This window comes from Nitrobacter sp. CN101 (assembly GCF_055390255.1).
Window position 1 is genome coordinate 3746155 of record NZ_AP038833.1, and the last position, 24266, is coordinate 3770420.

The window sequence follows — 24266 nt, forward strand, 5'->3', positions numbered from 1 at the left end:
GCCCGACGCGGATTGATCTGGATCAAGCTCTCGACGAATTTCCTGAATATCCGAGATGATCAAGGAAATGCTCCTGGAAGGAGCTGCGGCCGGAATTACGACGTCGTTGCCACTCGATCGTTTCGCTTCCATCGGCAAGAGCGCGGCGAGCAGACATTCGAGCAGGACGCCAACAAACGAATCAACCGATCGCGCTAGAATGACGCTTCCCGCACTTTTTCGACCGGCTCGATTAGCGATCTTGCCGAAAATGGCTTGGTTAGGTACGCGATACATCCCGATTCGATTGCGGCTGAGCGTTTTGCGTCACTGTCGTTTCCGGTAATGAAGATCACTGGCAGCTCGACACCTCTGCCGGCGAGTTGGCGACGCAAGTCTATGCCTGATTCTTTGTTCAGATCGATGTCAAGGATCACGCAAAAGACGTCGTCGAAATCTGCATGACGCAGCAGCGCAGCGCCGGATCCGAACAGTGTTACGTTAAAACCGTGCTCCCTCAACAACCGCTTCATGCCTTTGAGCATTGACGGATTATCGTCGACGACAAGAATTGACTTTGGATTTTGGCATCATCGGCCTCTCAGGAAGCTGATGAAGGCCCATCGCGCATTCGTTCAGATGCCTTGTCTGCTAATATTCATATTGTCCTTTCGTACATGGTACGCGACGTAAACGTTTTTTGCGAACAAAGGCTATCTGCTTGAATTTTCGTTTGGACCGATCAACCCAAGCCGTTCCGCGATCAAAACCAGTTCTGCGAGCGAGTGCACTCGCATCTTTTCCATCACTTCATGGCGATGCGCTTTCACAGTGCGTTCGGTTGTTCCAAGTTCTCTGGCAACTTGCTTGTTGATCTTTCCGCGCACGATCAAATCGAAGACCTGTCGCTCGCGGGGCGTCAATCTCGTAAGAAGTGCGAGACTCGCATCAAGCTTGCTTCGTTGGCTGCGGACCGACTCATGGCGCGCCAAGGCGCGCTCGATCGCCCCTATCAGTTGCTCTGATGATACCGGCTTGATCAGGAGATCTTCGGCACCTGCTCTGATAGCTCGTACGGTCGTCGGAATGTCAGCATAGCCGGTGACGAAGATGACAGGCAACATCGAATGAAGCTCGATGAGACGGCTTTGCAATTCTAGCCCGTTCAGTCCGGGCATTCGAACGTCGAGCAAGACGCAACCGGGTCCTTCAGAGCCCTGCAGACGATCCAGCAGTGTCTGAGCCGACGAATGCTTCTCAACTTCATAGCCAGCAAGCTTCAGGCGGCGTTCGACTGCTGTACGAAACGAAGCATCGTCGTCCACAATATAAACAACGCTAGACAAGTCCGCCTCCCAGCCGCCACCCTGGCCGATATCGGGCTCCCAGAATCACCCAGGGCATTTGCAGCCCAAGGGGTCCGGTTTTCATTTTTTCGGACATCCTATTGCAGACCTGTCCCTAGGTACAATGTCCCTTCAGACAATGGTCAAGAAACAGGTCTTAGCGGAAGCTTCTCGGCCACGGCAAAAAGCCTTCCTCCCACGGAAACATATTCTTAGAGGCAGACCATATCCAACAACCAGTTACACAGGAGTTGGCCATGTTTGTCCGCATCACCAACGATTTGGCGTATCGCGCCATCTCTCTCGGCGAACTCGGAATAGCGGGTGATTCAAATCAAAAAGTAAGTTTAAACGAATTTACCTACAAGAAAGGCTCTGAAATCTATGGGGAAAAGGAGCCTGCGGACTATGTCTATCAGGTCAAGGCGGGCTCGGTGCGAAGCTACAAATTGCTTCCAGACGGTCGCCGCCAGATCGGTGCGTTTCACCTCGTCGGCGACATCTTCGGACTGGAAAACGGAAGCGAGCATCGGTTTACGGCAGAGGCGATCGTGAACACCACGGTTCGCTTGATCAAACGGCGGAGCCTCGAGATGATGGCAGAGAGCGATGCCATGGTCTCGCGGAATCTCCTCGGCATGACCACGGAAAATCTGGAGCATGCCGAAAATCACATGCTCCTGCTCGGCCGAAAGACCTCTCTGGAGCGGGTCGCGGCCTTCCTGGTCGAGATGGATCGACGACTTGCAGCAGCCGGCGTCATGCCACTGCCGATGTCGCGGCGCGACATTGCCGACTATCTCGGGCTGACGCTGGAAACGGTATCGCGTGCCCTATCGCGACTGCATGAACTCGGCATCATCGGTTTCATAGGCACCAATCGACGTCAGATCACCCTTCTGAATCGAAGGCAGCTCGCTACCCTCGATCTGCAAAACTGACTCCTTGAGCGCCGATCGACGCGAGGATCTCGCGATATACCGGAAATGGGCGGGACGATGGACCTCATGAGTGGTGCGAAGCGCGTTATCGTCGCCATGCAGCACGCCGCGAAGAGGCATTCGACCATCGTCAACGGGTGCATCCTGCCGCGACTTCTCCCGTGAGTTTAGCATCGTCACGTTCCAGAAATGCTTGCGTTCCGACGTCCCCGATGCTGACGAGATTGCGCGCCGTACTTCGATTGTCTGGCATCCGAAGTTCAGGAATCATGATGCTCTCTCATGCCTAACACCCGGCGATGGCCTCTCCAGCAGCAACGACAGCGTGTGCTTCGCAATCATCAACTCCTCGTCGGTCGGTATGACGTAAACTGGTATGCGGCTGTCAGAACCGGATATCAGGGGCACGTGGCGGGAATTTCCGATGGGATCAAGCGTAGCGCCAAGCCACCTCAGTTGATCGACGATGCGGGTCCGAATTCGCATCGAGTTTTCGCCGATACCGGCGGTAAAGACGAAGGCGTCGAGACCCTGCAGCGCGGCTGCTAGCATGCCAGCATGGAGGCCGACCCGATAGACGAAATAATCAATCGCCAGTTTTGCCTTGGAATCCTCGCTCGCCTCCAGTTCGCGCATATCGTTGCTGACGCCCGAGATTCCCTTCAGTCCGCAATCCCGGTAAAGGAAGTCCTGTACTTTAGTAGGTGACATTCCCTTCTCTGAGATCAGATAGAGCACGACACCGGGATCGATTTGGCCTGGCCGCGTTCCCATAGGTAGCCCGTCGAGTGCCGTGAACCCCGTGGTACTCTCGATGCTGAGTCCACCCTTCAACGCGCACATCGAGGCTCCACTGCCGAGATGAGCAACGATCACCCGCCCCTTGGCGATCTCGGGCGCGACGTGCGGCAAAGTCTTCGCGACATATTCATATGAGAGACCGTGAAATCCGTAACGCCGCACACCCTCGGCATATAATTGGTGAGGAATTGCATAGTGGTCAGAAACAGCGTCATGCGTGCGGTGAAACGCAGTATCGAAACAAGCCACCTGTGGGAGTGTTGGAAAATTAGCGAGAAGTGACCGGACGGGAGCCAAATTATGCGGCTGATGAAGCGGGGCCAGCGCTACAAACCGCTCCAGCTGGGCTACGACGCCATGATCGATCAGCACCGGCCCGACGAAGTCCGGACCGCCGTGGGCGATGCGATGACCGACAGCCATCGGGCTAATGCGGAGTTCATCCCGCAGCCATCCGCCAGCAACGCCCATTGCGGCTGAGACGTCCGAAACCAATTCGATCGGATAGGCACGGTGGGCCAGTGGTTCGCCACGCACGCCGCTCGCACGTAGGCGGGGACGGCTGCCAATTCCGTCGATCTGGCCATTGATCTGCCGGCGTAGCCTCCCTTCTCCTTCGATCGAATAGATCTGAAACTTAACGCTTGAGGAGCCTGCATTGACGACGAGAATAGTATCCATAGCGATCACGCGGAAACTGTTGAAGTTTTCTAACGTCTAGCACTCGCATCGAGAGCCGCAGCGAGTCGGCCTGGTAACTTCGATCACACATGGCTTGCCGGCGGCTTGCGGGTAACGGCTGATGACACTCTCGATCAACATGCTTCGGCGCGCGATACGCCTGATCGTTTGTCCAGGTATCAGCTCGGGCAGGAAGCCGATCAGATAGCCGGGAGGACCTATTTTCATCGCAACGCCAATTTCGTTGTCTGCCCTGATGTCTCGACCTCGCTATCGTGCAATTCATTCAATGAGCATCGAGGTATCGAGCGTTGATTTAGGTCAACGTTCGATATTCAGCCCGACAATGGCGCTGTATCGGCGCGATCGCTACGTATCCAGGCCACCGTCAATTCCCAGGCCAGAGAAAGAATGATCGGTCCGACAAAGAGGCCGACCATTCCATGCGCAAGCGTTCCTCCGATCACCCCGACAAAGATGACGAGTGTCGGAGTGGTCAGGCCACGCTTCATTACCAGCGGTTTCAAGATGTTGTCGATTACGCCGACGAGCCCCAGGAACACGGTCAGCAGAAGCGCTGTGGTGAAATCCTTGTCCGTCCATATCCAAATGACCACGGGAACCAGGACGATTGCCGCGCCGACTTGAATGATCGACAGGATCATAACTGCGAAGGCCAACAAACCGGCGCTTGGAATACCTGCCAGCTTGAAGCCAATGCCGGCCAATAAGGACTGGATGATTGCGACGCCGATGACGCCCTGGGAAACCGCGCGGATGGTCGCACCCGCCAGTTCGAGGAAATGTTCGCTCTGCTCAGGCACGATGCGATAGAGGAAGCTCTTGCCTGCCTCTGCAAGCTGCGAACCGTAGGGGAAGAGAAACCCGGCCAGCGCTACAGACAGGATAAACTTCAGCAAACCCATGCCGGCATTGCCGGCAAGAGCTAGCAAAACGCCTGCCAGTGGCTTCAGATAAGGAGCCACCTCACGCAAAGCAGCTCGAATGTTGCTGGATGCCTGATTCCAGAACTCGTAAAGACTCGGGCCGATGAGCGGCCAGTTATTGATGCTTTCCGGCGGGGATGGAATCACGAGGTTACCAGCACCCAGATTTCCAGCGAACTCCTTCACTCCGTCCAAGGCACTCAAGCCAAGCCAGGTTGCTGGTCCGATGACAATTCCGAGATTGATGAGGGTGAGAATTGCCGCTGCGAGCTTTGGACGACAGCCAAGAAGCTTGGAAAGAAAACTGAAGACAGGATAGAGCGCAACAGCAAGCACGATGCTCCAGGCCAAGACAGGCACAAAAGGCCGGATCAGAAGGATCGTCCAGTAGATCAGGAAAGCAAGCAACCCGAGGCGGATCACAAGCTGAATGACGTCGTCTCCGGGCAAGTACTGGCGAAAGGTTTTCAAGGACGACCTCTTTTGAGGGCGAGCATATCGTCGCCAAGCTATCGGCCGCAGGTCAGCCTGGCGTCGGCAATCGCGACCTTGCAGGTCAAGCCGCGCAGCACGCTTGTCTTGTTTGCATCTGTTCCCGCTTGCAAGCGGGCCGCGATGAGCGTGGTGGCCGGCTGCGCCGTTGTCGCAACGGCCCATATTGGGGAAGGAATCGCATCGCCGGCTTTGATCTAGATCAACTGTCTATCGACGGCCGCTCTCCGGCGTACCCACCAATCCTATTCCGTCAAGATAGCTATTCGGCCGTGTAATGAGCCCCGATGAGGGTCTCATGCTCATCTCTCGTCAGGAACAATTGGCCTAACGTTCCAGATGTCGCGACAGTACTCCCGGATCGAGCGGTCGGATGAGAAGCGACCGACTCGCGCGCAGTTCAGAATGGACATGCGCGTCCATGCGCTCTGATCGGAGTACGCTCGACCGACGCTTTGTTGGCATTCCACGTAGGCCTGATAGTCGGCTAGCAGCATGTAGTCGTCGCGGGTGATCAGCGATTCGACGAGAGGCTGGAAGAGTGCGCGATCACCATTCGAAAAGAACCCCGAACTGATGAGATCAATCGCTTCGCGCAGCTCCGAATTTGATTCGTAGAATTCGCGCGGCGCGTAGCCCCCAGTCTTCAATCGCTCGACCTGTGCGGCCGTCAGACCGAACAGGAAGAAATTCTCGGGACCTACGGCGTCGCGGATCTCGACGTTGGCGCCGTCCAATGTGCCAATTGTCAATGCCCCGTTCATGGCGAATTTCATATTGCCTGTGCCAGACGCCTCCTTGCCTGCTGTGGAGATTTGCTCTGACAGATCCGCGGCGGGATATACGCGGTGACTGTTTTTGACGTTGAAGTCCGGCAGGAACACCACCTTGAGAGCCTGAGAGACGACCGGGTCCTGATTGACGGCTGTCGCGACTGAGTTAATCAGCTTGATGATGAGCTTGGCCATGCGGTATCCCGGAGCAGCCTTGCCGCCAAAGATGACCGTTCGGGGAATTTCCGCGGCGCTGGAAGCACGCCTTAGTCTGTTGAAAAGAGTGATCAGGTACAAAACGTTCAGGTGCTGACGCTTGTACTCGTGCAGCCGCTTGACCTGAATGTCGAAGAGCGAGCGCGGATCAACGATGACGCCGGTCCGTTCCTTGATGAGAGCCGCCAGCACACGTTTGTTATCGGCCTTAACGGCTTGCCAATCTTTCTGGAAGTCGGCGTCTACAGCTAACGGCTCGAGGTGTTCGAACTCCTTCTCCAAATCTGCTAACCATCGGTCACCAATCTTCCGGGTAATCAGAGCGCTCAGGTTCGGGTTGCTCAGAGCGATCCAGCGGCGCGGCGTCACACCATTGGTCACATTGAAAAATTTTTCCGGCGCCACTCTGTAGAAGTCGCTCAGCACCGTCTGCTTCAGAAGCTCGGTATGGAGGGCCGCGACACCGTTAATCGCGTGGCTGCCTACGCTGGCGAGATGCGCCATGCGTATATATTTTCCTCCCGTCTCGTCGATCAGCGAGAGCCGCCGGAGGAGCTGATCATCGCTCGGATAACGCAGCCGAATATCGTCCAGGAAACGACGATTGATCTCGTAAATGATCTCCAAATGGCGCGGCAGCAGTCGGGCAAACAACGGTAGCGGCCATCGCTCAAGCGCTTCGGCCAGAAGCGTGTGGTTCGTGTAGCCGCAGGTCTGCTGGGTGATAGCCCAGGCCTGATCCCATTCCATCGCGTGTTCGTCCACAAGGAGCCGCATCAACTCGGCGACGGCGATAGAGGGATGCGTATCATTCAACTGCGCGGCCCAGTATAAATGGAACTCGTGGAGCGGCTTGCCGCGCAAGATGAGCAACCGGATCATGTCCTGGAGCGAGCAGGACACGAAGAAGTACTGCTGCGACAGCCGCAGCTGTTTCCCGGCTTCGGGTTCGTCATTCGGATATAGAATCTTGGTGATGGTTTCCGATTCAATCTTCTCGTCAACCGCCCGGTAATAGTCGCCGACGTTGAATGCTTCAAAATCAAAAGATTCCGTAGCTTCGGCCTTCCATAAGCGCAGCAGATTTGTGGTGGGCGCACGATAGCCTGGGACCGGCGTGTCGTAGGCGACGCCCTTGACCACTTTCTCAGGAATCCAGCGTACGCGCCAACAGCCGGCCTCGTCGCGGTAGCGCTCCGTGCGTCCGCCAAGCTTCACATCGAACGCGATCTCGGAGCGAATTATTTCCCAGGGATTACCAAAGCGTAGCCACTTGTCCGTCAGTTCGATCTGCCAGCCGTCACGGATCGCTTGATCGAAGATCCCGAACTCGTAGCGAATGCCATAGCCGATCGCAGGAACGTTGAGCGTCGCGAGCGAGTCCATGTAACACGCGGCCAATCGGCCAAGACCCCCATTTCCTAACCCGGGCTCCTCCTCTTGGTCCAAAAGGCTCGATAAATCGCCCTGCCCCACTCGCGACAACGCATCCTCTACTGCTCGCCAAATACCAAGATTGACGAGGCTATTTCCAAGATGCGGACCGGTCAGAAATTCCGCAGAAAGATATGCAACGACCTTGGCGTCCGGATTCGTTTCGGTAATGGATTCCAACGTTGCTACGTAGCGCTCCATCATGCGATCGCGAACGGTGTAAGCGAGGCACATGTACCAGTCGTTCCGTGTCGCGTATCGTGGCAGTTTTCCAAGAAGGCAGTGCAAATTCTCGATTAAGGCTGCGGCGATTGCATCCGCACCGAGTCCGGTGCGAACGTTCGTGAGAGCGATCGGGCTGGACGAGTTGACTCCGGAATGACTCGCGGTTGCAGATCCCATAGGTCCGTCCTCCATGCTTGGCCCAACCGTTATCCCCCCTCAAGACACCAGATCATTTGCAATCATCCTCGAACACGGTTCTCAGCGGCATTAACGCAACGAACAGGCTACGGACTTCAGGCGATAATGTCGACAACGGCTCCTCCGGCATCAATCAGATGAGTCCGTTCGATGCCGGCCCGGGACATCAGCGTTCGTATCCGCAATTGATCCATCAGGCTGAAGGCCGTGGACAACGCATCCGCAGCCGTGGCGGTTTTTGCAATGGTGGTGACGCTCCGATAGAGATGGCCGCAAGTCCCCAACACCGGATTGAAGGGATGATTGAAGCGGCCTGCTGGATCAAACCGAAAGCCTTACGCACCGGAGGTCGAGACAGCGCGGTCGACGATTGGAAGCTCGCTCTTGATTCGCGTAAAACAGTCCCTGCGCGGAAAGCCTTCGCGGAATGGGCCAGATGTTGGCGAATTCGCCGCTCACAGCGGCACCTCCCCTCATTTTCAGGCGCAATCTATAAATATCTATAAATAGAGAAGATTGTTCAGTTGAACTAGATCAAAGGGACGCCAACCGTGCCGTCTAAAAGATCAATCGATTGACGATTTATGACGTTCGCGGGAAGGACTGAATCTGAAAGACTGATTGGTCGGCCTCTCACATTCGCGAACGGAATCAGCAGCAATCGTCAATTTCCGGGCGGGGTTCGCAGAACTCGATGCCCAAGCCATCGCCGAGGCACTTGCGGATGCGAACTTGACGGAGGCGAAAAATTCCGGCGATGAGGAGCGGGTCGATCTGTTACAGCGCCTCGCGATGAAAGCGATAGCCAGATTGGCCTGGTTGCGGTCTATGGCTGACTGAACCCTGAATGCTTTATTTCGGCATAGGATCAGGACCACCTCGTATCCCACCGCAAACGCGACGATCTTGATCGGTTCTCTCCAAAACCAGATCGCGAGCGCAACAAGTTCGGGATAAGCCGCAACGTGGCTACAACTAGTCCACCATCGCCTCCCCGCAGTCGCGTTCTGCAATCGCTTTTCGACGTGACGTTCGATTTCGCTGCAGCCCTGACTGGACTGCCTAACCTGATGACGGCAGCCGACGTGTGCTTTTCGATTTCCTTCGCGCGCTCGGGCGCCGAGACTTCTTTGGTTTCTACCTGAGGTTTGAAAGCTGCCCACTTGCCAACCTGAGTCAGTTGGCAGATTGTGGGTAACTGGTCAGCCGTAGATCAAGATCAGTTGGATTCGAATAAAAGACTCGATCCGATCGACAGCCGGGGGGTTCTTATGGCGGCTCGCGTGAAGATCTGGTTTTCCTGCCTGTTTCTCGTTTCATCCGCCGCTCTGGCGCAGCAGCCACCCACTATTCCAGTAAGCGTCGTGCCGGCGGAAAAGACGGCATTGGCCGACACAACCCGTTTCGTGGGCAGGATTGAAGCCATTGAGCGCGTCGACGTGCGCGCGCGCGTCACCGGCTTTCTGGAGAAGGTCGAGTTCAAGGACGGCGACCGCGTGAAACAGGGCGCACCTCTCTATCAAATCGAGAGGGGGCCGTTCGAGGCCGCGGTCCAACAGGCAAGGGCGGCCGTCGACAAGACGCGCGCTCTTCTGGAAAATGCCAATATCCAAAAACGACGCGCTGATGAATTGATAAAGACGAGCGCAATCTCCCAGGCCACACGCGACGACCGCACTGCATCCGCGCGGGAGGCCGAAGGGAATTTTGCTGCCGCCGAAGCGGATCTCAAGACGGCAGAGATCAACCTCGCCTACACCGACATTACGTCGCCGATCGATGGACGGATCGACCGAACTGCTGTCACGCGCGGCAATGTCGTCGGGCCGAATTCGGGCGTGCTGACCACGATCGTCAGCTCTGACCCGATGTACATCGTCTTTCCGGTCAGCCAGCGCGAATTTCTGCGGCTAGCGGAAGAGGGGCGCGGTGCCGGGAAAAAAACCGCGAAGGACTTCAACGTCAGCATTCAGTTTTCAAACGGCGCGACCTATGGCGAGAAAGGGCAGATCGATTTTGTCGACGTCAAAGTCGACCGGGCGACCGACGCGGTAACGGTGCGCGCCAAGATCGCTAACCCGAATGGCGAACTTGTCGATGGCCAACTCGTTCACGTCGCCGTCGAGAGCGGCAAACCCGAGGAGCGAGTCGTCGTCCCACAGGCCGCCCTGATCGCCGACCAGCTTGGTACCTACGTATTCGCCATCGAGGACGGCAAGGCCGTGGTCAAACGGGTCAGGCTCGGACCTATGAAGGGTGGCTCGGTCGTCGTCCTCGAAGGATTGACCGGTGGCGAGATGGTTGTCGTTCAGGGCGTGCAGGGCCTGAGACAGGGCGCCGCCGTCACGGCTTCGCCGGCCCAGCCCCCTGTTCGCGGGCTCTAGCCATGCTGTCATCCATCTTCGTCGAGCGTCCGCGTCTGGCCGTTGTCATTGCCGTTGTCACCGCCATCGCCGGGCTGGTCTCGCTGCTTGTGATTCCGATCGCGCAGCTTCCGAACATCGTTCCGCCGCAAGTCTCGGTAACCGCCGTCTATCCGGGCGCGTCCTCGCTGGTCGTCGATTCCACGGTCGCTCAGGTGATCGAATCCCAGGTCGTCGGCGTCGACAAGATGATCTACATGAAGAGCATCTCCGGCAACGATGGTAGCTATTCGTTGTTGGCTTCGTTCGAACTCGGCACCGATCCCGATATCAACACGGTCAATGTCAATAACCGTGTTCAGATCGCACTCGCCAAGATGCCGGAAGAAGTCAAGCGATCGGGCATTACGGTGAAGAAGAAGTCGTCCGCGCTTCTCGCCGTTGTCGCGGTGTATTCGCCGACGCAGGCCTACGACGAACTGTTCCTGTCCAACTACGTCACGATCAATCTGCTGGACCAGATCCGGAGCACACCCGGTGTCGGCGACGCCCAATTGTTCGGTCCGCAGGACTATTCGATGCGGGTCTGGCTCAAGACGGATCAATTGACCGGCCTTGGGCTGACCACCAGCGACGTGATCTCGGCCATCCAAACGCAGAACGTGCAGGCGGCCGTCGGGCGAATCGGTGCGCGTCCGGTCTCCGACGACCAGCAACTCCAGCTCAACATCCAGACCAAGGGAAGGCTCTCCTCAACGAAGGAATTCGAACAGGTCATCATCCGGAGCAATCCCGACGGATCGGTCCTGCGCCTCGGCGATATCGCCCGCCTGGAACTCGGCGCCGCCAATCTGGACAGGTCGACGCGCCTGAACGGCGCTGCGGCGACGCTGATCGGAATCTATCAGACTCCCGGCGCTAACGCCCTCCGGAGCGTCGACGCGCTCAACAAGCTATTGGCGAACAATGCCAAGTCGTTTCCGGAAGGCGTGGCTTGGAAGGCCACCTATGATCCAACTGTTTTCGTCAGGGCGACGATCGAGAAAGTAAAACACACCCTCCTCGAAGCCGCCCTGCTGGTGCTGCTCGTGGTCTTCATCTTCCTGGGGAACATCCGCGCCACCTTGATTCCAATGATCGCCGTTCCCGTCAGCCTGATTGGCACCTTCATCGTGCTCAACGCTATCGGGTACTCCGCCAACACCGTGTCGCTTCTCGCGATGATCCTGGCGATCGGCATCGTGGTGGACGACGCCATCGTGGTGGTCGAGGCAGTCGAACAGACGATGGAGGCGCATCCCGAGCTGTCGGCCGGAGAAGCAACCAAACTCGCGATGCAGGGCATCTTCGCGCCCATCATCGCAATCACACTGGTGCTGCTCGCGGTGTTCGTGCCGGTCGCCTTCATTTCCGGGATTTCCGGCGAATTGTTCCGGCAGTTCGCGGTCACGGTTGCCGTCTCCATGTTCCTGTCGGCTATCAACGCGCTGACGCTATCGCCGGCTCTCTGCGCAGTTCTGCTGAAGCCTCATCACGGACCGAAACGCGGCTTGATGGGGAGGTTGAGCCGGGGAATCGACGTCGTCCGCGATGGCTACGGTTTGGCCGTTGCGCGGCTGGTTCGGCTTGCAGTTGTGGGGATCGTCGTCGTTGTGGCAGCGTTTGCCGGCATTGGGCTGCTTGCGAGGGTGACCCCGACCGGCTTCATCCCTTCCGACGATCAGGGTGCATTCTTCGTTGTCGTCCAGCTGCCCGACGGCGCCTCGATCGGGCGCACATCGGAGGTGGTGCGGCAAGCCGAGGACATTCTCAAGAAGGAAAGCTCGATCGCCGATGTAAGCTCGATCATCGGATTGAACTTCGTCGACAATTACTCCCAGCCAAACTCCGGCTTCCTGATCGTCACGCTCAAGAATTTTGAAGAGCGTACGAGAGCTACCGAAACGTCCGATGCGATCATCGCGCGGCTCGCACCCGCGCTGCGCAGCGTAAGGGGAGGCAGCGCCGTTCCACTGGCGCCGCCGCCGATCATCGGCCTCGGCACCGGCGGCGGTTTCAGCTACGTGCTGCAGGATCTGCAAGGCGGCGAACCTGCCAACATGGCTCAGGTGCTGCGCGGGCTGGTGATCGCAGCGAACCAGAACCCGCAGCTCTCGCGGGTATTCACGACCTTCTCGGCGACCAATCCATCGGTGTTCCTGGACATCGACCGCGACAAGGCGCGCATCCTCGGGATTGAAATCAACTCGATATTCCAGGCGCTGCAGACCTCGCTCGGAGGCTTCTACGTCAATGACATCAACCTGTTCGGTCGTACCTGGCAGGTTCAGGTGCAGGCGGAGAGCGAGGACCGTTCCTCCGTCGAGGATATCTACCGCATCAATGTGCGCGGCAAGGACGGACAGATGGTTTCACTGCGCAGCCTCGTTGAGGTGCGCATCGCGCTCGGCCCGCAGGGACTGATCCGCTACAATAATACACGTGCCGCGACCGTTCTGGGTGGGCCGGCTCCGGGCGTGTCCTCGGGGCAGGCGCTCGCCGCGATGGATGCGGTGGCGGCGAAGACATTGCCATCCGGATATCGGGGGTCGTGGACCGACATCTCGTTCCAGGAAAAGCGGGCGGAAGGGCAGACCCCGGTTATCCTCGCGTTCGCGTTGTTGTTTGCATATCTCTTCCTTGTCGGGCTCTATGAGAGCTGGACCATACCGGTACCGGTCTTGCTGTCAGTCTCGGTCGGCGTGGCCGGCGCCTATCTGTCTATCCTACTCGCCGGGTTGACACTGGACCTGTACGCACAGATTGGAATGATCGTTCTGATCGGCTTGGCGGCGAAGAACGGCATTCTGATTGTTGAGTTCGCCAAGGCGCGGCGCGAGCAAGGTCACCCGCTGCATCAGGCAGCAGTCGAAGGCGCACGGTTACGATTTCGGCCGGTCATGATGACGTCGTTTGCCTTCATTCTAGGACTCGTTCCCCTCGTCATAGCGTCCGGCGCCTCCAAACTTGCGTTTCGCAACGTCGCCACTCCCGTCTTCGGCGGTATGCTGGCGGCATCGCTGATCGGAGTCTTCGCTATCCCTCCGCTGTATGTTCTTTTCCAAGGCCTTCGCGAGCGGATCAAGGCAAGGTTTGGAAGCAAGCCGGGTTCGCACACAACCGCCGCAGACCATTGAGTCTTGTCGTAGCACTTCCCTCCTAACGTCGACCGACCCTTCACCGCCGCTAAGCCTATGGAATTAGCGCGAGGAGTATCCATGAGTGAAAAGTTCCCCTGTCAATGCGCGTGGTTTCTGCCCCGCCTTATCCTTTTCCTTTGAAGCGGAAGACGACGGGCAGCGTGAAGCTCAATCCTTCGTCCGCTATCAGCGGCGGGGGTGGCGGCACCGGATCGGACCGGTGCATCATGGCAAGTGCGGCGTTGTCGAAGACCGGATCACCCGATCCCTTCACGATGGTGGCCGACACGACATGGCCGAGGCGATCGAGCACGAAGTTGACGAGAATCTCGACGTTTTTCTGGATGTGTTCAGGCGGATAGCGCTTGTGCTTGTCGAGATGAGCCACCAATTCCTTCTGCCAGGTGGCCAGGATTCGGCGCGCGCTTGCGCCGGTGCCTTGCTGCGGCGCGACCGAACGCTCCGATTCCTGGGCATTCTCAACGCTCGGCATCGCGGTCGCTTCAGAGGCCGCCGATTCCTGCGAGGCCGTCGTCGGCTTCGCAGCCTTTTCGGGGTCGTCATCGACCGGCTTTTTTGAGTCGGTCTCGGTGACGATCCGATCCGGTTCAGCGGTCTCCGTCGGCGTGTCCTTGGGCAGATCGGTTTCCTTCTCGACCGCCTTCTGCTCGGCAAGCGCGGGCGAGGCGACGGATGCGTCGGTGTCCGGTCCGGGCGGAAGGTCGGTCGCCTCCCGATGCGGCGAGGACAGATCGAGTCCGATCTCGATCGCCGGCGCGCCGAGATCATCGTCCGACTCATCGGTTTGCATGTGAGCCACCGCCAGCGCCACGCAACCGAGATGGATCACGAGCGCGGCAGCCGCTGACAAAGCCCAAAGACGGCGGGACGGCGGTGGCTCTGCGATGATCTCAGACATGGTCAGGGCTTTGCGCTAGCCGCGGCCGGAACGGACTGGGCGTCCGGAACACCCTCGAGCGCAACCAGCTTGATTTTCGTGAAGCCGCCCACGCGCAGGATCTCCAGCACGTCCATCAGGTCGCCGTAAGGCACCGCGCGGTCTGCCCGCAGAAAGATGAAACTGTCCTTGGTTATGTTCGGCGTGCTGTCCAGCGTCCGCACCAGATCGACGCGCTTGACCATGGTCTCGCCGATGGCGACGGCAAGATCGGCCTTGATGCTGACATAGGTCGGCTTGTCAGGCTTCTTCTGCGGTGTCGCACTCGACGTCGGCAGGTTGACCGGAAGATCGACGGTCGACAGCGGCGCCGCCACCATGAAGATGATCAGAAGAACCAGAATGACGTCGATGAACGGCGTGACGTTGATCTCGTGCGCTTCAGCGTAATCCTCGTCGTCGTCGAGGCCGCCTTCTGCAATCGATGCGCCCATCGCCTACTCCGCCGCGCGCGACCGCGCCCCGCCGATCGAACCGACATGCGTGCGATCAAGATCGCGCGACAGCAACCGGCCGGCCGATCCCGATGCGCGGCTGACCAGCTCGACGTAGCCTTTCGTCAAGCGTGCGAAGTGATTGTAGATGATGACCGCGGGAATCGCCGCGACCAGACCGAGCGCCGTCGCGAGCAGGGCCTCGGCGATACCAGGCGCCACCACCGCGAGGTTCGTGGTCTGCGACTTCGAAATCCCGATGAAGCTGTTCATGATGCCCCATACGGTGCCGAACAGACCAACGAACGGGGACGTCGCGCCGATCGTCGCAAGCAGCCCCATGCCGAGCCGGATGTGGCGGGATTCAGCGCGGACGATTTCAGCGAAGTTCGACGCCGCTCTCTCCTTGATGCCGGCGTCGCTGGAAATTCCGGCCGACAGCCGCGCCTCGTGCATCGCCGACGCCAGCAACGACGCCAGCACGCCATCCTTTGCGCCAAGCGCCAGCTGCGCTTCCGCCAGCGAGCGTGACTCGCTGACCTCCGTCAGCGCCGCGCCCAGTTTGCGCCGCGCCAGCGACAGCTCCACCATTTTCGCGATGCAGATCGTCCACGTCACCAGCGAGGCAAACGCAAGACCGATCATCACCAGCTTGACCACAATATCGGCCGACATAAACATCGACCACGGAGACAGGTCGTGAGGTGACGCCTGCTCCAGCAGGTTAGCGCCGGCGTCACCGGCGGGGGACGGCGCGGCCTCAATGGAAGACGGTCCCGATGCGCTGGAGACCGACGAGGGCGCATGAACCGTCGTTGCCGGCGCAGACAATGCCGGCGTCTGCGCGGATGGTGCCGTCGGATGCGGCGCACTGGTCTGCTGCGCAATCGCGGGGGAAACCAGCGACAAGACAGTCAGCGTGACCGCAAGCGAAATCGTCCTCAGCGACGCTCTAAACATCACTGCGTTCACATCTCGGCTCAACAGAAAACAAGATCATAGATGCCGACCAATTTACCATTTCAGGGATCATCAGCCCAAAGCGTTCGACAAGGCTCTGTAGCGCCGTCCAGATCGAAAAAACAGGCTGCGTGTACGGGCACTCCTACCATGCTCCGCTATCAGAAAAAAGACGATACAAAAGCTAGAGCGCAGACCGACGGCTCGTCCTTGGAAACCGTGGTTTTCTTCGACGACCACCTGCCGTCATACACTTCCCGGTACGATAGAAAGCGTTGTCGACAGATCGGTGCAAAAACACGCAGGGCATTGTCGGCGCAAATGCAGAATAATGTCCGTCAAAGCGCCGTAGCGATACAGCGGCGAGAAAATCTGCGCCGATTTGAAATTACAATGGCCATGAGAGCTGCTATCAACACATAGGATTGGTCGCCACTTTATCGATACCGTCATCCGCGACGAACTCCTTTACCAACGAACATCCCCGCTTTTCGAGCCACAGTTCGATCTCGATTGCGGTAACGATTCCGACACCGGGCTCCATGAGCAGCTCCTCACGGGTGTAGGAGGAAGCGATCCTAATAAGGCGTTGGACTCGGTTGCCGACTGTTCTTCCGCTGAGATGAGCATGGCGACCGTTCAACAGCGCAATGACAGCCCGCCGGGAGAGATCGCGGCGCATGACTCCCGTACGTATTTTGGGACCGAGCGCACGGACATCCGCCTTCGATATGTCGAGCTTGCGAGCAATTTCGGTCCGATCAAGTCCCATCGTCAACAGCACAGCGATTTCGTCACGTAGTTGATCCAGGACCTCGCCCCAGGAATATCGGCCGGGAGCGAACTTCCGAGACGATTCAGATTTCTGAGCGGCAGCTGGATGCAGATGCATAAGAGTTGACCTTCCATTCCATCATCGGCCTGATCTTCGCGTCTTACGCGCAAGCAATTTTCAAGAATAAGCGAACCGGAAGTGACGGTTTTAGCATCGACCGATCGAGATCGATTCACCCTCGCGGATGACCTGGCTATCCAACCAAGACAATCACCCATCTAGGGCTGCCTTCTTCTAAGTTGGTCAGTTGTCCCGACGTTGCTTTCGTGCGGCATCAGCGGCAGACAACAGCGCCGAGGCTAACTCTTCTGCCATTTTCGGAGGCACAGCGTATGGCGCTGCCAGAGCGGTAGAGCCATCGAGAATAACAAACACATACTCCTGACCGGGGACGTTCGAAGCCGACCAAGATTGCAGCCCTCGAAAGCTAAATACTAGTTTCTGCGGTCGTTGCCTGATCGACACCTCTTGTTTGACTCTTCCAAGCGATGCCATAAGCGCGTCCAAATGGTCGGCGGGCATAGATACCGTAATCTGCTCGCCCCACCTGCCATCGAACGTCAAACTCAACGATGAGCCGTCTACGGTGACGTTATGGTTTCGAAGACCAAGTATCTCGCTCATCGAACAACCACCATTTGAACAGCCGATGCTCGGCGCCACGACTGCTTCAAACGGTCAGAATCTCGCTGTGGCCTGCAGCCGGAACACACGCGGTGATCCTGGAGTGATGTTGTTGTTCCCGTCTGCTGTCGAGTAGTATTTTTGATCGAACAAGTTCTCGATGTTCAGCTGAGCGCGCCACGTCGGGTTCAAAGTCAGGATGACTGCGGCGTCAACACGCGTAAATTCCGGAAGGCGGACGGTGTTGTCGGATGAGGCAAAGAAGTTCGAATAATGGATCACTCCTATGCCACCAGCCCACATGGGATCGAACTGATATTTGTTCCAGACAGAGAAGGTATTGTAAGGAACCAGCCCTACGCGGTTTCCGGCAACGATTGTTGCCGAAAGATTGTTTGCAATCCGCGCATCCGTGTAGGAATACCCACCAGTGACCTGCCATGCATCTGTGATGTAACCGGCAAGGGACGCTTCAAAGCCTCGCGTTTTGGTCTGCCCGTTGAGGAGAAAAAACCCGATATTGACTGGATCCGCGATACGTTGGTTGGTCCGGTCGAGATCATACACTGCCGCAGCGAACTGAAGGCGAGGCACGATATCGTATTTGACCCCGATTTCGGTGTTCACAAATTTTTCTGGCGGTGCGATCACCAATCCGGGATTGAGCGCGCTGAATTGGTCTCCAGCGCTCGGCAGGTACGACACACTATAGCTGCCGTAGATCGACAGATTGTCTATCGGTTTGTAAACGATACCCGCACGCGGCGACACAAGATCGTCGACCCGGCCTAGCACCACGCCGGTCCGCCGATCTCGTGACGAGAGGTCGAAATGATCGAACCGCACGCCAGCGATCAATTGCAGATAGCGGGTGATTTCAATCTGATCCTGAAGGAAGGCTGCGCCAAGATTGAGGTTGTAGGTATTGTTTGCATCCGTAGTGCCGTTGTTTCTGAACGTCACGGGGACATAGGAAACAGGATTTCTTGGATCGACAGTGATCGTCGTATCCACGCCGTTGAAGAAGCCGGTTTGACGATAGTTCAGACCGCTCTGACGACCGAGCTCTTCTCCGAACAGGACCGTGTGGCGCGTCCAACCGGCATCGAACTTGTAGGTTACGTCTGTCCGATTGAAGAGGTTGGTTCGGTCCGTTTCGTTATTGTAGGATGAAAGATTGCTGGATGTACCAGCAAGGTTAACCGCGCCCGCATTGGCGCCGCCACCCGGAAAAACGTTCTGATAGAACTTGTTGTAATTCGCCGCTTGAGTAGCGTTACGGACCGTGAATCCGTTTTCGAAATCGTGCTCGATAATCGCCATACCAATATCGACGTCAGCGATTGAATAGCTCAGAAGAGGATTGCCAAAGTACGTCGATTGCGCCGTTTGGTATGGAAAACGCGGAAAAGCGTTGCCTGGGCGGATCTGCGAAGGGATACCACGATCAACCGTCCGATTATCGTGCAGGTGCTCATAGCTCAACTTGACCGTCGTGGTATCGTTTGGTGCAAAAGTGACGGTCGGATTGACGGCCCAGCGATCGAGATGGACAAAATCTCGGTAGCTGCTCGTGTTTTCATACATTGCATTGAAACGGGCCGCCCAATTCTCATTGATGGCCTGCCCGATGTCGGCCGTCATGCGCGCGCCCGGATAGGAATTTCCCCAGACCGTGAACTCCCGAATCGGCGTGCCATCGGCCTCCTTCAACACTCGGTTGACCACACCGCCACCGCCGCCGCGTCCGAAGATCATGGCATTGGGGCCCTTCAGAACCTCAAGCCGCTGAAGGTTGTAGACGTCGCGGAAATACTGCACGTCGTCCCGAATTCCATTTGTGAAGAAATCCGCATTGCTCCGCTGCCCTCGGATTACGAGGTCGTCTCGATGGGATTCGCCTTGATGGTAGATCACGCCCGGCACGTAGCGCGTGGCCTCGCCGATCGACAGGATGGCTGTGTCCTTGATGAATTCCTTCGTCAGCACGGTGACCGACTGGGGGATGTTGATGAGAGGTGTGTTCGTCCGTGTTGCAGTGGTCATGCTCTGGGTGATGTAACCAGATTGCCCTGTTTTAGCGTCCTGGCTGTTCACGCTCGGCATATGTTGAGGCGTGGGCGTGGGCGCGGAAACAGCAACTTGCCGGGTCGGCCTGGCGGTTCTCGGTGCAGCAGTTGACGCGCGACGACGCCGGGTCTGTGTCTGTGTTGGCGCATCAATCGTCACCTTCGGCAAGGTCGTGTCGGACGATCGCGATTCTTGTGCAAACGTGGTGCCGCCGTCCGCCAACATTCCGGCGCCAAACGCGACCACGGCACTCGTTGAAAGAAGAAATGAGCGCCGACCAAAGCGCGCGACCCAGCAACCTACGTTAGTCATCACGATGTATTCCCCCGAACCCCGATAAATTCCCGCATGCTTCTGCAAGAGTAGAATTAGGTGAAGATTAGACCAGATTTAGAATGTCTCTAGGCCACGATCAAGCCTATTGATCGAGCCCGAAAACCCGCTCTAAGCGAGTGGACGTTCGCAAATAGCGATTGACTTTCGAACCCAACCCACAAGCCAACGGTTACAATGCGCCTGCTATTGATCGAAGACGATGCGATGTTTGGCAAAGCGCTGGTCCGAGGCCTTGGGCAAAACGGCATGACTGTGGATTGGATCCGCGATGGGGCCGACGGGTTAGCTGCGCTGACGCGCGCAGAGCACGCCGCCGCGCTACTCGATATCGGGCTTCCGGAGATGTCGGGATTCGAAATCCTGAAGGCAATGCGACGCAGCAGGAGAATGCCGCCCATCCTCATCATAACGGCGCGAGATCACGTAGAGGATATTGTGACAGGCCTCGATCTCGGCGCCGACGATTACCTCATAAAGCCGTTCGACCTTCGTACCCTGCTGGCCCGGATTCGAGCCGTGGTTCGACGAACAAATGCTCGAACAAGCGCATTGATGACCAGCAAGGACATCACTTTACATCCATCCACTTACGTCGCGACCTTCCGAGACGTCGAAGCAACGCTGTCCGCCCGTGAGTTCTCGGTGTTGTATGCTCTGATGGAGCATCCCGGAACCATTCTGTCCCGCTCGCAAATTGAAATGCGAATTTACGGCTGGGGCGAGGAAATCCAGAGCAACGCCGTTGATGTCGTCATACACGGCCTACGAAAGAAGTTCGGCAAGGACTTGATCCACAACATCCGTGGAGCGGGCTGGGTGGTCATCAAAGGCGAGTCATGAATTCGCTGCTGAGGACAATACTCGCTCCGATCACGGCATTGCTGGCAGCTTTCTGCTTGGCTGCCGCAGCCGCATCTTTCGTCTTAGTAACCTACGAAGCTAACAAGTTCCTCGATGCTCAGTTGCAGGAAATTGCAATCAATACCAGTAAAAAAACGCCAATGGACTTTGAAACGGAGGATGAAGACCGGCTCGTGGTCCGCGTCTGGGATCTCTCTGGGGCCATTGCTTACCACGGCGGACCTTCAGTCGACATACCTTGGACGCACCGACCCGGCTTGGCCGATGCTGTCGTAGATGGTCAACTGTGGCGAGTCTATCGATGGAGCACTGCCCACCACAACGCTCTGATTGCTCAAGCCTGGAGTGCCCGCCGCGAGATTGCGGCGTTTGCTGCCACGGGCGCCGCACTTCCTTTGCTACTGGCCGTGCCGCTCGCATGGCTTCTGATACGTTGGTCCATCGGACGAACCCTGCGCGAATTTCACCGCCTATCATCCGCAATCGGCAACCGAAGCCTCGAGGTGCGCGAATCCCTTCAGCCCAAGGATATACCGACCGAGATCGTTCCGCTCATTGCAGCAATCAATCAACTTGTGGAGCGCTATCGTCAGGCATTGGAAACCCAGCAACGTTTTGTTGCCGACGCCGCTCACGAACTCCGGACACCCCTTGCAGCGCTGCAAATACAGACCGACAATTTGCTAGCATCTGATCTCAGTGAACAATCCAGAGAATTGGCAAACGAGCTCGGTGATGGGGTACGACGATCGTCTCATTTGGCACACCAGTTGCTGGAAATGGCCAGATCTGAAGGCAGTCCAGCGGTCCGCAATCGAACAATCGACCTTGCCGCTCTTATCACCTCAATCTTGACAGAGTTTGTCACCTCGGCGTGTGCAAATGGGATCCATCTCGAGAGAGACATCGTAAATCACGCATCAGTTGATGCAGACGATATCGCGGTTCGAAAGATTTTGTCGATTCTTATCGACAATGCGATTTGCTATTCATCGCGGGACAGTGTGGTCACGGTTAAACTCTCTCTCACTGAAAATCAGCCCCGAATAGATGTATTGGACAGCGGACCCGGCATCCCCAATGATGTCATGCCTTTCATCTACGATCGTTTTTATCGAGGCGCGCCGCAGGAGATTGAAGGGAGCGGTCTTGGTTTGGCGATCGCCAAAGCGGCTGCGGATCGCAACAACATCCGGCTGGTCCATCAGAGACGAGCAGACGTTCAAGGCACAGTCGCCACAATGATTTTCAACCAGTGTTCTGCGTAGACGACAGTATCCTTCAGCGCGAGTCGGCCTGCGTTCACGCTTCACCCGGGACACCCGAAACTCACGATTTTCGTTCGTAGAATCGATGACCCCATGATCTACTTTTTTCTTTTTGTTGCAGCGCTTACTGCGTTTTCTCTCAGTGCATTTTGTGGCGGTGGCGCCGGATTATTACTAATCCCAATCCTTGGCTATGCACTCCCGCTAAGCCAGGTGCCAGCAGCGCTTACCCTTGGAACAGCAACAAGTTCCTTTTCCAGAATCTGGATATTTTTTAACGTCATCCGTTGGGATATCGCCAAGTTGTTCTTGCCGACGGCTATGTTGGGAGTGATTTTAGGCGCGAAGATGTTGAGCTATCTTCAACCGATGTATCTGGAGTTGTGCATCAGCCTATTTCTAATCTCCAATCTTCTTTGGCTCTTTAGAAAGCAGGAAACAAAACATACCGCATCCGCATCGCTCACTGTTCCACCGTGGCAAATCAGACTGGTCGGCCTTTTGGCAGGTTTCATTTCTGGTCTGACAGGTGCGGTTGGTGTCCTGTTTAACCGGTTTTATTTTCGCTGCGGTTTAGACAACGATGAAATCATCGCCACCAGAGCCGCGAATGAAGTCCTACTCCATTTGATCAAGCTCTATCTTTATGCGTCATTGGGCTTGTTTCATCTCAAAACCATAGAAATCGGCTTGCTCGTGGCGCTGGCCGCTGTTCTCTCCTCTGGCTTAATGAAATTCGTCTTGCCTAGAGTATCCAGGGGACTGTTCATGCGAGCTGGATATACTGCCATGGTACTTTCTGGCGTATTGATGCTGAACCGTGCGGTTGTCGATATTAAACTTGCAAATGATCCCGATCTAATAGTGACTATCAAGGCTAAAGAATTAAGCGCTCGCTTAACTTGGAATACCTTGGTCTATCTTGCGGAGCTTAGGTACGACGAAGGCTTGGAAATCGAGAACGCTGTTCCGCTGTCATCTCTTTCGCTCGATCGACAACGCTACGTTCAATCTTTGCAAGACGGCGCCGAAAAAATCGGTATCGAAAAGGTGTATGCTCTGAAAGGAATATCGTATGAAGCCTATTATTTTGATCGCCAGAACCGTTTGATTAGCAAAATCAAATTCGACTGAGAACATCGGTCCAGGTGGCGCAGAGAATTGAAGCGGCTAAGCTCGCTGCGAGCGCAATTTGAGAAAAATTCACCGTCTATAATCTGCCCCTCGCTACCATGTTGCGGCTATCGCATCATGTTGAACTGGCGCATTCGAAACTGTCCATGGTGCGCGAGTTCGTCCGCTTCACGGTAGCGGTAACGAGGACAACGAAGCCGCTGCAATTGAAAAATTGGCCTCGCGACTCCGCGGCTGCATGATTGAGCCGGCGACTACTGTGTTGGCGCAGGCGTTGTTGCAGGCGACGCTGGAGACGATGATGTAGTCGGACTGAATCCGCCGAACATATAAATGAGCGCTATAGCGAGAAAAATCGCTGCGGCGAAGCCCATCGCTCCGAGGCTTAGGGCTCTCCGATTTCGTAGTCCTCGAAGCATTTCCGTCGCCCCCCAAAATCAGAAAATGACATGCGCCGCATTGCGACCCAACGTCCGGAGCGGTCTACTGCTGCTTACCCCAAATGAAGAACAGTTGAGTAAGTCGCAGCTGTAAGGTGCATCTAATTGATATATTTACGTAAATTCCAGCGTCATTCTCGCTATCGTCATCTGGTGCGGGTTCGGATCGGTGTGTCTGCTTCGTGGCGCCAAAGCCGACATGTCGATCAAAACCGTCAAGAAGTAGATTTGGGTCGCGACCTGCGTTGATGTGCGGGCCGGGGGCCGCCACCGGAGAGGCAATGCCGAAGCGGTCGCAAGGGCGGCTGGGGTGTCTGAGCGGCAAATCAAAGACGCACGGCGATGTCTCACGTCCTCTAGTAATTCACCCAATATCTCGACGCGCAGATAGCCAAATAAAATGCAGCCAAAAGGCCAAAAAGACCACTTGCAAACAAGAGGCCACCCTCGATCAAAAGATCACGGAAAGCTGGCGCAGCGTCTTGTTCTATCGCCAGCGTGATCCGCTTGCGCCTTTTGAGAGCAAGTACAGCGAAGGCATATGAAAGGCCCGCTGTAGTAGACACATACGCTATCTGTCCTATCACCTTGCGTCTCCTTCAATGTGGTCGGGTGCTGATTGCAACCAGCCTAGCACATCGCACATCAGGTTTGGGCTATTTTGCTCGTCGCGAGCTTCGACAAAAACCCGCCGGCAAGGGAGACCCACCGGCGGGTCTTTGGTCGGAGACCACAGCCCATCCCGGATGACCTAAGATTGGGCTGCGCACC

Annotated in this window: 19 protein-coding genes and 1 pseudogene; 7 read left to right on the plus strand and 13 right to left on the minus strand. The window is 56.7% G+C overall.

Features of this window, described 5'->3' with window-relative positions; translation table 11 throughout:
- Nucleotides 1-194: 194 nt before the first annotated feature.
- Together ACZ5IL_RS18700 and ACZ5IL_RS18705 are read right to left on the minus strand one after the other, a co-directional pair.
- Complete coding sequence (locus tag ACZ5IL_RS18700; protein WP_464593837.1) at nucleotides 195-524, minus strand: response regulator; 330 nt, start codon at nucleotides 522-524, stop codon at nucleotides 195-197.
- 168 nt (nucleotides 525-692) lie between these two features.
- Entirely contained in the window at nucleotides 693-1325 is a 633-nt protein-coding gene (locus ACZ5IL_RS18705) for a response regulator transcription factor (protein ID WP_464593838.1), read from the minus strand.
- Nucleotides 1326-1582: 257 nt separating this feature from the next.
- Here ACZ5IL_RS18705 and ACZ5IL_RS18710 point away from each other — a divergent pair, with 257 nt between their 5' ends.
- Together ACZ5IL_RS18710 and ACZ5IL_RS18715 are read left to right on the plus strand one after the other, a co-directional pair.
- Nucleotides 1583-2266: a helix-turn-helix domain-containing protein gene (locus tag ACZ5IL_RS18710; protein WP_464593839.1), complete on the plus strand. Its 684-nt coding sequence runs from the start codon at nucleotides 1583-1585 to the stop codon at nucleotides 2264-2266.
- Between the two features lie 36 nt (nucleotides 2267-2302).
- Nucleotides 2303-2416 (plus strand): annotated as a pseudogene (locus tag ACZ5IL_RS18715) (succinyl-CoA--3-ketoacid-CoA transferase); the annotation flags it as partial.
- Between the two features lie 117 nt (nucleotides 2417-2533).
- Here the strand turns inward: ACZ5IL_RS18715 and ACZ5IL_RS18720 are convergent.
- From ACZ5IL_RS18720 to ACZ5IL_RS18740, 5 genes are all read right to left on the minus strand, one after another.
- Entirely contained in the window at nucleotides 2534-3748 is a 1215-nt protein-coding gene (locus ACZ5IL_RS18720; RefSeq protein ID WP_464593840.1) for an acetate/propionate family kinase, read from the minus strand.
- A 36-nt stretch (nucleotides 3749-3784) separates the two neighbouring features.
- Complete coding sequence (locus tag ACZ5IL_RS18725; protein WP_464593841.1) at nucleotides 3785-3976, minus strand: DUF3141 domain-containing protein; 192 nt, start codon at nucleotides 3974-3976, stop codon at nucleotides 3785-3787.
- A gap of 107 nt (nucleotides 3977-4083) precedes the next feature.
- The gene (locus ACZ5IL_RS18730; RefSeq protein WP_464593842.1) at nucleotides 4084-5166 is read right to left on the minus strand and encodes an AI-2E family transporter; all 1083 of its coding nucleotides are present in this window, start codon (nucleotides 5164-5166) and stop codon (nucleotides 4084-4086) included.
- A gap of 323 nt (nucleotides 5167-5489) precedes the next feature.
- Nucleotides 5490-8027, minus strand: a complete 2538-nt coding sequence (locus ACZ5IL_RS18735; protein WP_464593843.1) for a glycogen/starch/alpha-glucan phosphorylase — start codon at nucleotides 8025-8027, stop codon at nucleotides 5490-5492.
- 101 nt (nucleotides 8028-8128) lie between these two features.
- The gene (locus ACZ5IL_RS18740) at nucleotides 8129-8320 is read right to left on the minus strand and encodes a hypothetical protein (protein ID WP_464593844.1); all 192 of its coding nucleotides are present in this window, start codon (nucleotides 8318-8320) and stop codon (nucleotides 8129-8131) included.
- A gap of 984 nt (nucleotides 8321-9304) precedes the next feature.
- On the opposite strand from ACZ5IL_RS18740, the gene ACZ5IL_RS18745 reads away from it, so the two are divergent.
- A complete protein-coding gene (locus ACZ5IL_RS18745; RefSeq protein ID WP_464593845.1) occupies nucleotides 9305-10417 on the plus strand; it encodes an efflux RND transporter periplasmic adaptor subunit in 1113 nt (370 codons plus the stop codon).
- Between the two features lie 2 nt (nucleotides 10418-10419).
- Nucleotides 10420-13572: an efflux RND transporter permease subunit gene (locus ACZ5IL_RS18750; protein WP_464593846.1), complete on the plus strand. Its 3153-nt coding sequence runs from the start codon at nucleotides 10420-10422 to the stop codon at nucleotides 13570-13572.
- 127 nt (nucleotides 13573-13699) lie between these two features.
- Here the strand turns inward: ACZ5IL_RS18750 and ACZ5IL_RS18755 are convergent, their stop codons facing one another.
- The 6 genes from ACZ5IL_RS18755 to ACZ5IL_RS18780 form a co-directional block, all read right to left on the minus strand.
- On the minus strand, nucleotides 13700-14494 hold the full coding sequence (locus ACZ5IL_RS18755) for a TonB family protein (protein WP_464592985.1): 795 nt from the start codon (nucleotides 14492-14494) through the stop codon (nucleotides 13700-13702).
- 2 nt (nucleotides 14495-14496) lie between these two features.
- Nucleotides 14497-14967 (minus strand): TonB system transport protein ExbD, encoded by a 471-nt coding sequence (gene exbD, locus ACZ5IL_RS18760; protein ID WP_464592987.1) that lies wholly within the window; start codon nucleotides 14965-14967, stop codon nucleotides 14497-14499.
- Nucleotides 14968-14970: 3 nt separating this feature from the next.
- Nucleotides 14971-15927 (minus strand): tonB-system energizer ExbB, encoded by a 957-nt coding sequence (gene exbB, locus ACZ5IL_RS18765; RefSeq protein WP_464592989.1) that lies wholly within the window; start codon nucleotides 15925-15927, stop codon nucleotides 14971-14973.
- Between the two features lie 412 nt (nucleotides 15928-16339).
- The gene (locus tag ACZ5IL_RS18770) at nucleotides 16340-16819 is read right to left on the minus strand and encodes a hypothetical protein (RefSeq protein WP_464593847.1); all 480 of its coding nucleotides are present in this window, start codon (nucleotides 16817-16819) and stop codon (nucleotides 16340-16342) included.
- A gap of 186 nt (nucleotides 16820-17005) precedes the next feature.
- Nucleotides 17006-17386 (minus strand): hypothetical protein, encoded by a 381-nt coding sequence (locus ACZ5IL_RS18775; protein ID WP_464593848.1) that lies wholly within the window; start codon nucleotides 17384-17386, stop codon nucleotides 17006-17008.
- 54 nt (nucleotides 17387-17440) lie between these two features.
- Entirely contained in the window at nucleotides 17441-19432 is a 1992-nt protein-coding gene (locus ACZ5IL_RS18780; RefSeq protein WP_464593849.1) for a TonB-dependent receptor, read from the minus strand.
- A gap of 534 nt (nucleotides 19433-19966) precedes the next feature.
- Between ACZ5IL_RS18780 and ACZ5IL_RS18785 the strand changes: the two genes are divergently transcribed.
- From ACZ5IL_RS18785 to ACZ5IL_RS18795, 3 genes are all read left to right on the plus strand, one after another.
- Nucleotides 19967-20632, plus strand: a complete 666-nt coding sequence (locus ACZ5IL_RS18785) for a response regulator transcription factor (RefSeq protein WP_464593850.1) — start codon at nucleotides 19967-19969, stop codon at nucleotides 20630-20632.
- A complete protein-coding gene (locus tag ACZ5IL_RS18790) occupies nucleotides 20629-21921 on the plus strand; it encodes a sensor histidine kinase (RefSeq protein WP_464593851.1) in 1293 nt (430 codons plus the stop codon). Before ACZ5IL_RS18785 ends, ACZ5IL_RS18790 begins: the two co-directional genes overlap by 4 nt.
- A gap of 93 nt (nucleotides 21922-22014) precedes the next feature.
- Nucleotides 22015-23055: a sulfite exporter TauE/SafE family protein gene (locus ACZ5IL_RS18795; RefSeq protein ID WP_464593852.1), complete on the plus strand. Its 1041-nt coding sequence runs from the start codon at nucleotides 22015-22017 to the stop codon at nucleotides 23053-23055.
- Nucleotides 23056-24266 lie beyond the last annotated feature (1211 nt).

Bases quoted from the DNA above. Each gene is read 5' to 3' on its own strand.
- ACZ5IL_RS18700 (WP_464593837.1), bottom strand. From the start codon at position 524: ATGCTCAAAGGCATGAAGCGGTTGTTGAGGGAGCACGGTTTTAACGTA.
- ACZ5IL_RS18710 (WP_464593839.1), top strand. From the start codon at position 1,583: ATGTTTGTCCGCATCACCAACGATTTGGCGTATCGCGCCATCTCTCTC.
- ACZ5IL_RS18720 (WP_464593840.1), bottom strand. From the start codon at position 3,748: ATGGATACTATTCTCGTCGTCAATGCAGGCTCCTCAAGCGTTAAGTTT.
- ACZ5IL_RS18725 (WP_464593841.1), bottom strand. From the start codon at position 3,976: ATGAAAATAGGTCCTCCCGGCTATCTGATCGGCTTCCTGCCCGAGCTG.
- ACZ5IL_RS18735 (WP_464593843.1), bottom strand. From the start codon at position 8,027: ATGGAGGACGGACCTATGGGATCTGCAACCGCGAGTCATTCCGGAGTC.
- ACZ5IL_RS18745 (WP_464593845.1), top strand. From the start codon at position 9,305: ATGGCGGCTCGCGTGAAGATCTGGTTTTCCTGCCTGTTTCTCGTTTCA.
- ACZ5IL_RS18750 (WP_464593846.1), top strand. From the start codon at position 10,420: ATGCTGTCATCCATCTTCGTCGAGCGTCCGCGTCTGGCCGTTGTCATT.
- ACZ5IL_RS18755 (WP_464592985.1), bottom strand. From the start codon at position 14,494: ATGTCTGAGATCATCGCAGAGCCACCGCCGTCCCGCCGTCTTTGGGCT.
- exbD (WP_464592987.1), bottom strand. From the start codon at position 14,967: ATGGGCGCATCGATTGCAGAAGGCGGCCTCGACGACGACGAGGATTAC.
- exbB (WP_464592989.1), bottom strand. From the start codon at position 15,927: ATGTTTAGAGCGTCGCTGAGGACGATTTCGCTTGCGGTCACGCTGACT.
- ACZ5IL_RS18770 (WP_464593847.1), bottom strand. From the start codon at position 16,819: ATGCATCTGCATCCAGCTGCCGCTCAGAAATCTGAATCGTCTCGGAAG.
- ACZ5IL_RS18775 (WP_464593848.1), bottom strand. From the start codon at position 17,386: ATGAGCGAGATACTTGGTCTTCGAAACCATAACGTCACCGTAGACGGC.
- ACZ5IL_RS18780 (WP_464593849.1), bottom strand. From the start codon at position 19,432: ATGACCACTGCAACACGGACGAACACACCTCTCATCAACATCCCCCAG.
- ACZ5IL_RS18785 (WP_464593850.1), top strand. From the start codon at position 19,967: ATGCGCCTGCTATTGATCGAAGACGATGCGATGTTTGGCAAAGCGCTG.
- ACZ5IL_RS18790 (WP_464593851.1), top strand. From the start codon at position 20,629: ATGAATTCGCTGCTGAGGACAATACTCGCTCCGATCACGGCATTGCTG.
- ACZ5IL_RS18795 (WP_464593852.1), top strand. From the start codon at position 22,015: ATGATCTACTTTTTTCTTTTTGTTGCAGCGCTTACTGCGTTTTCTCTC.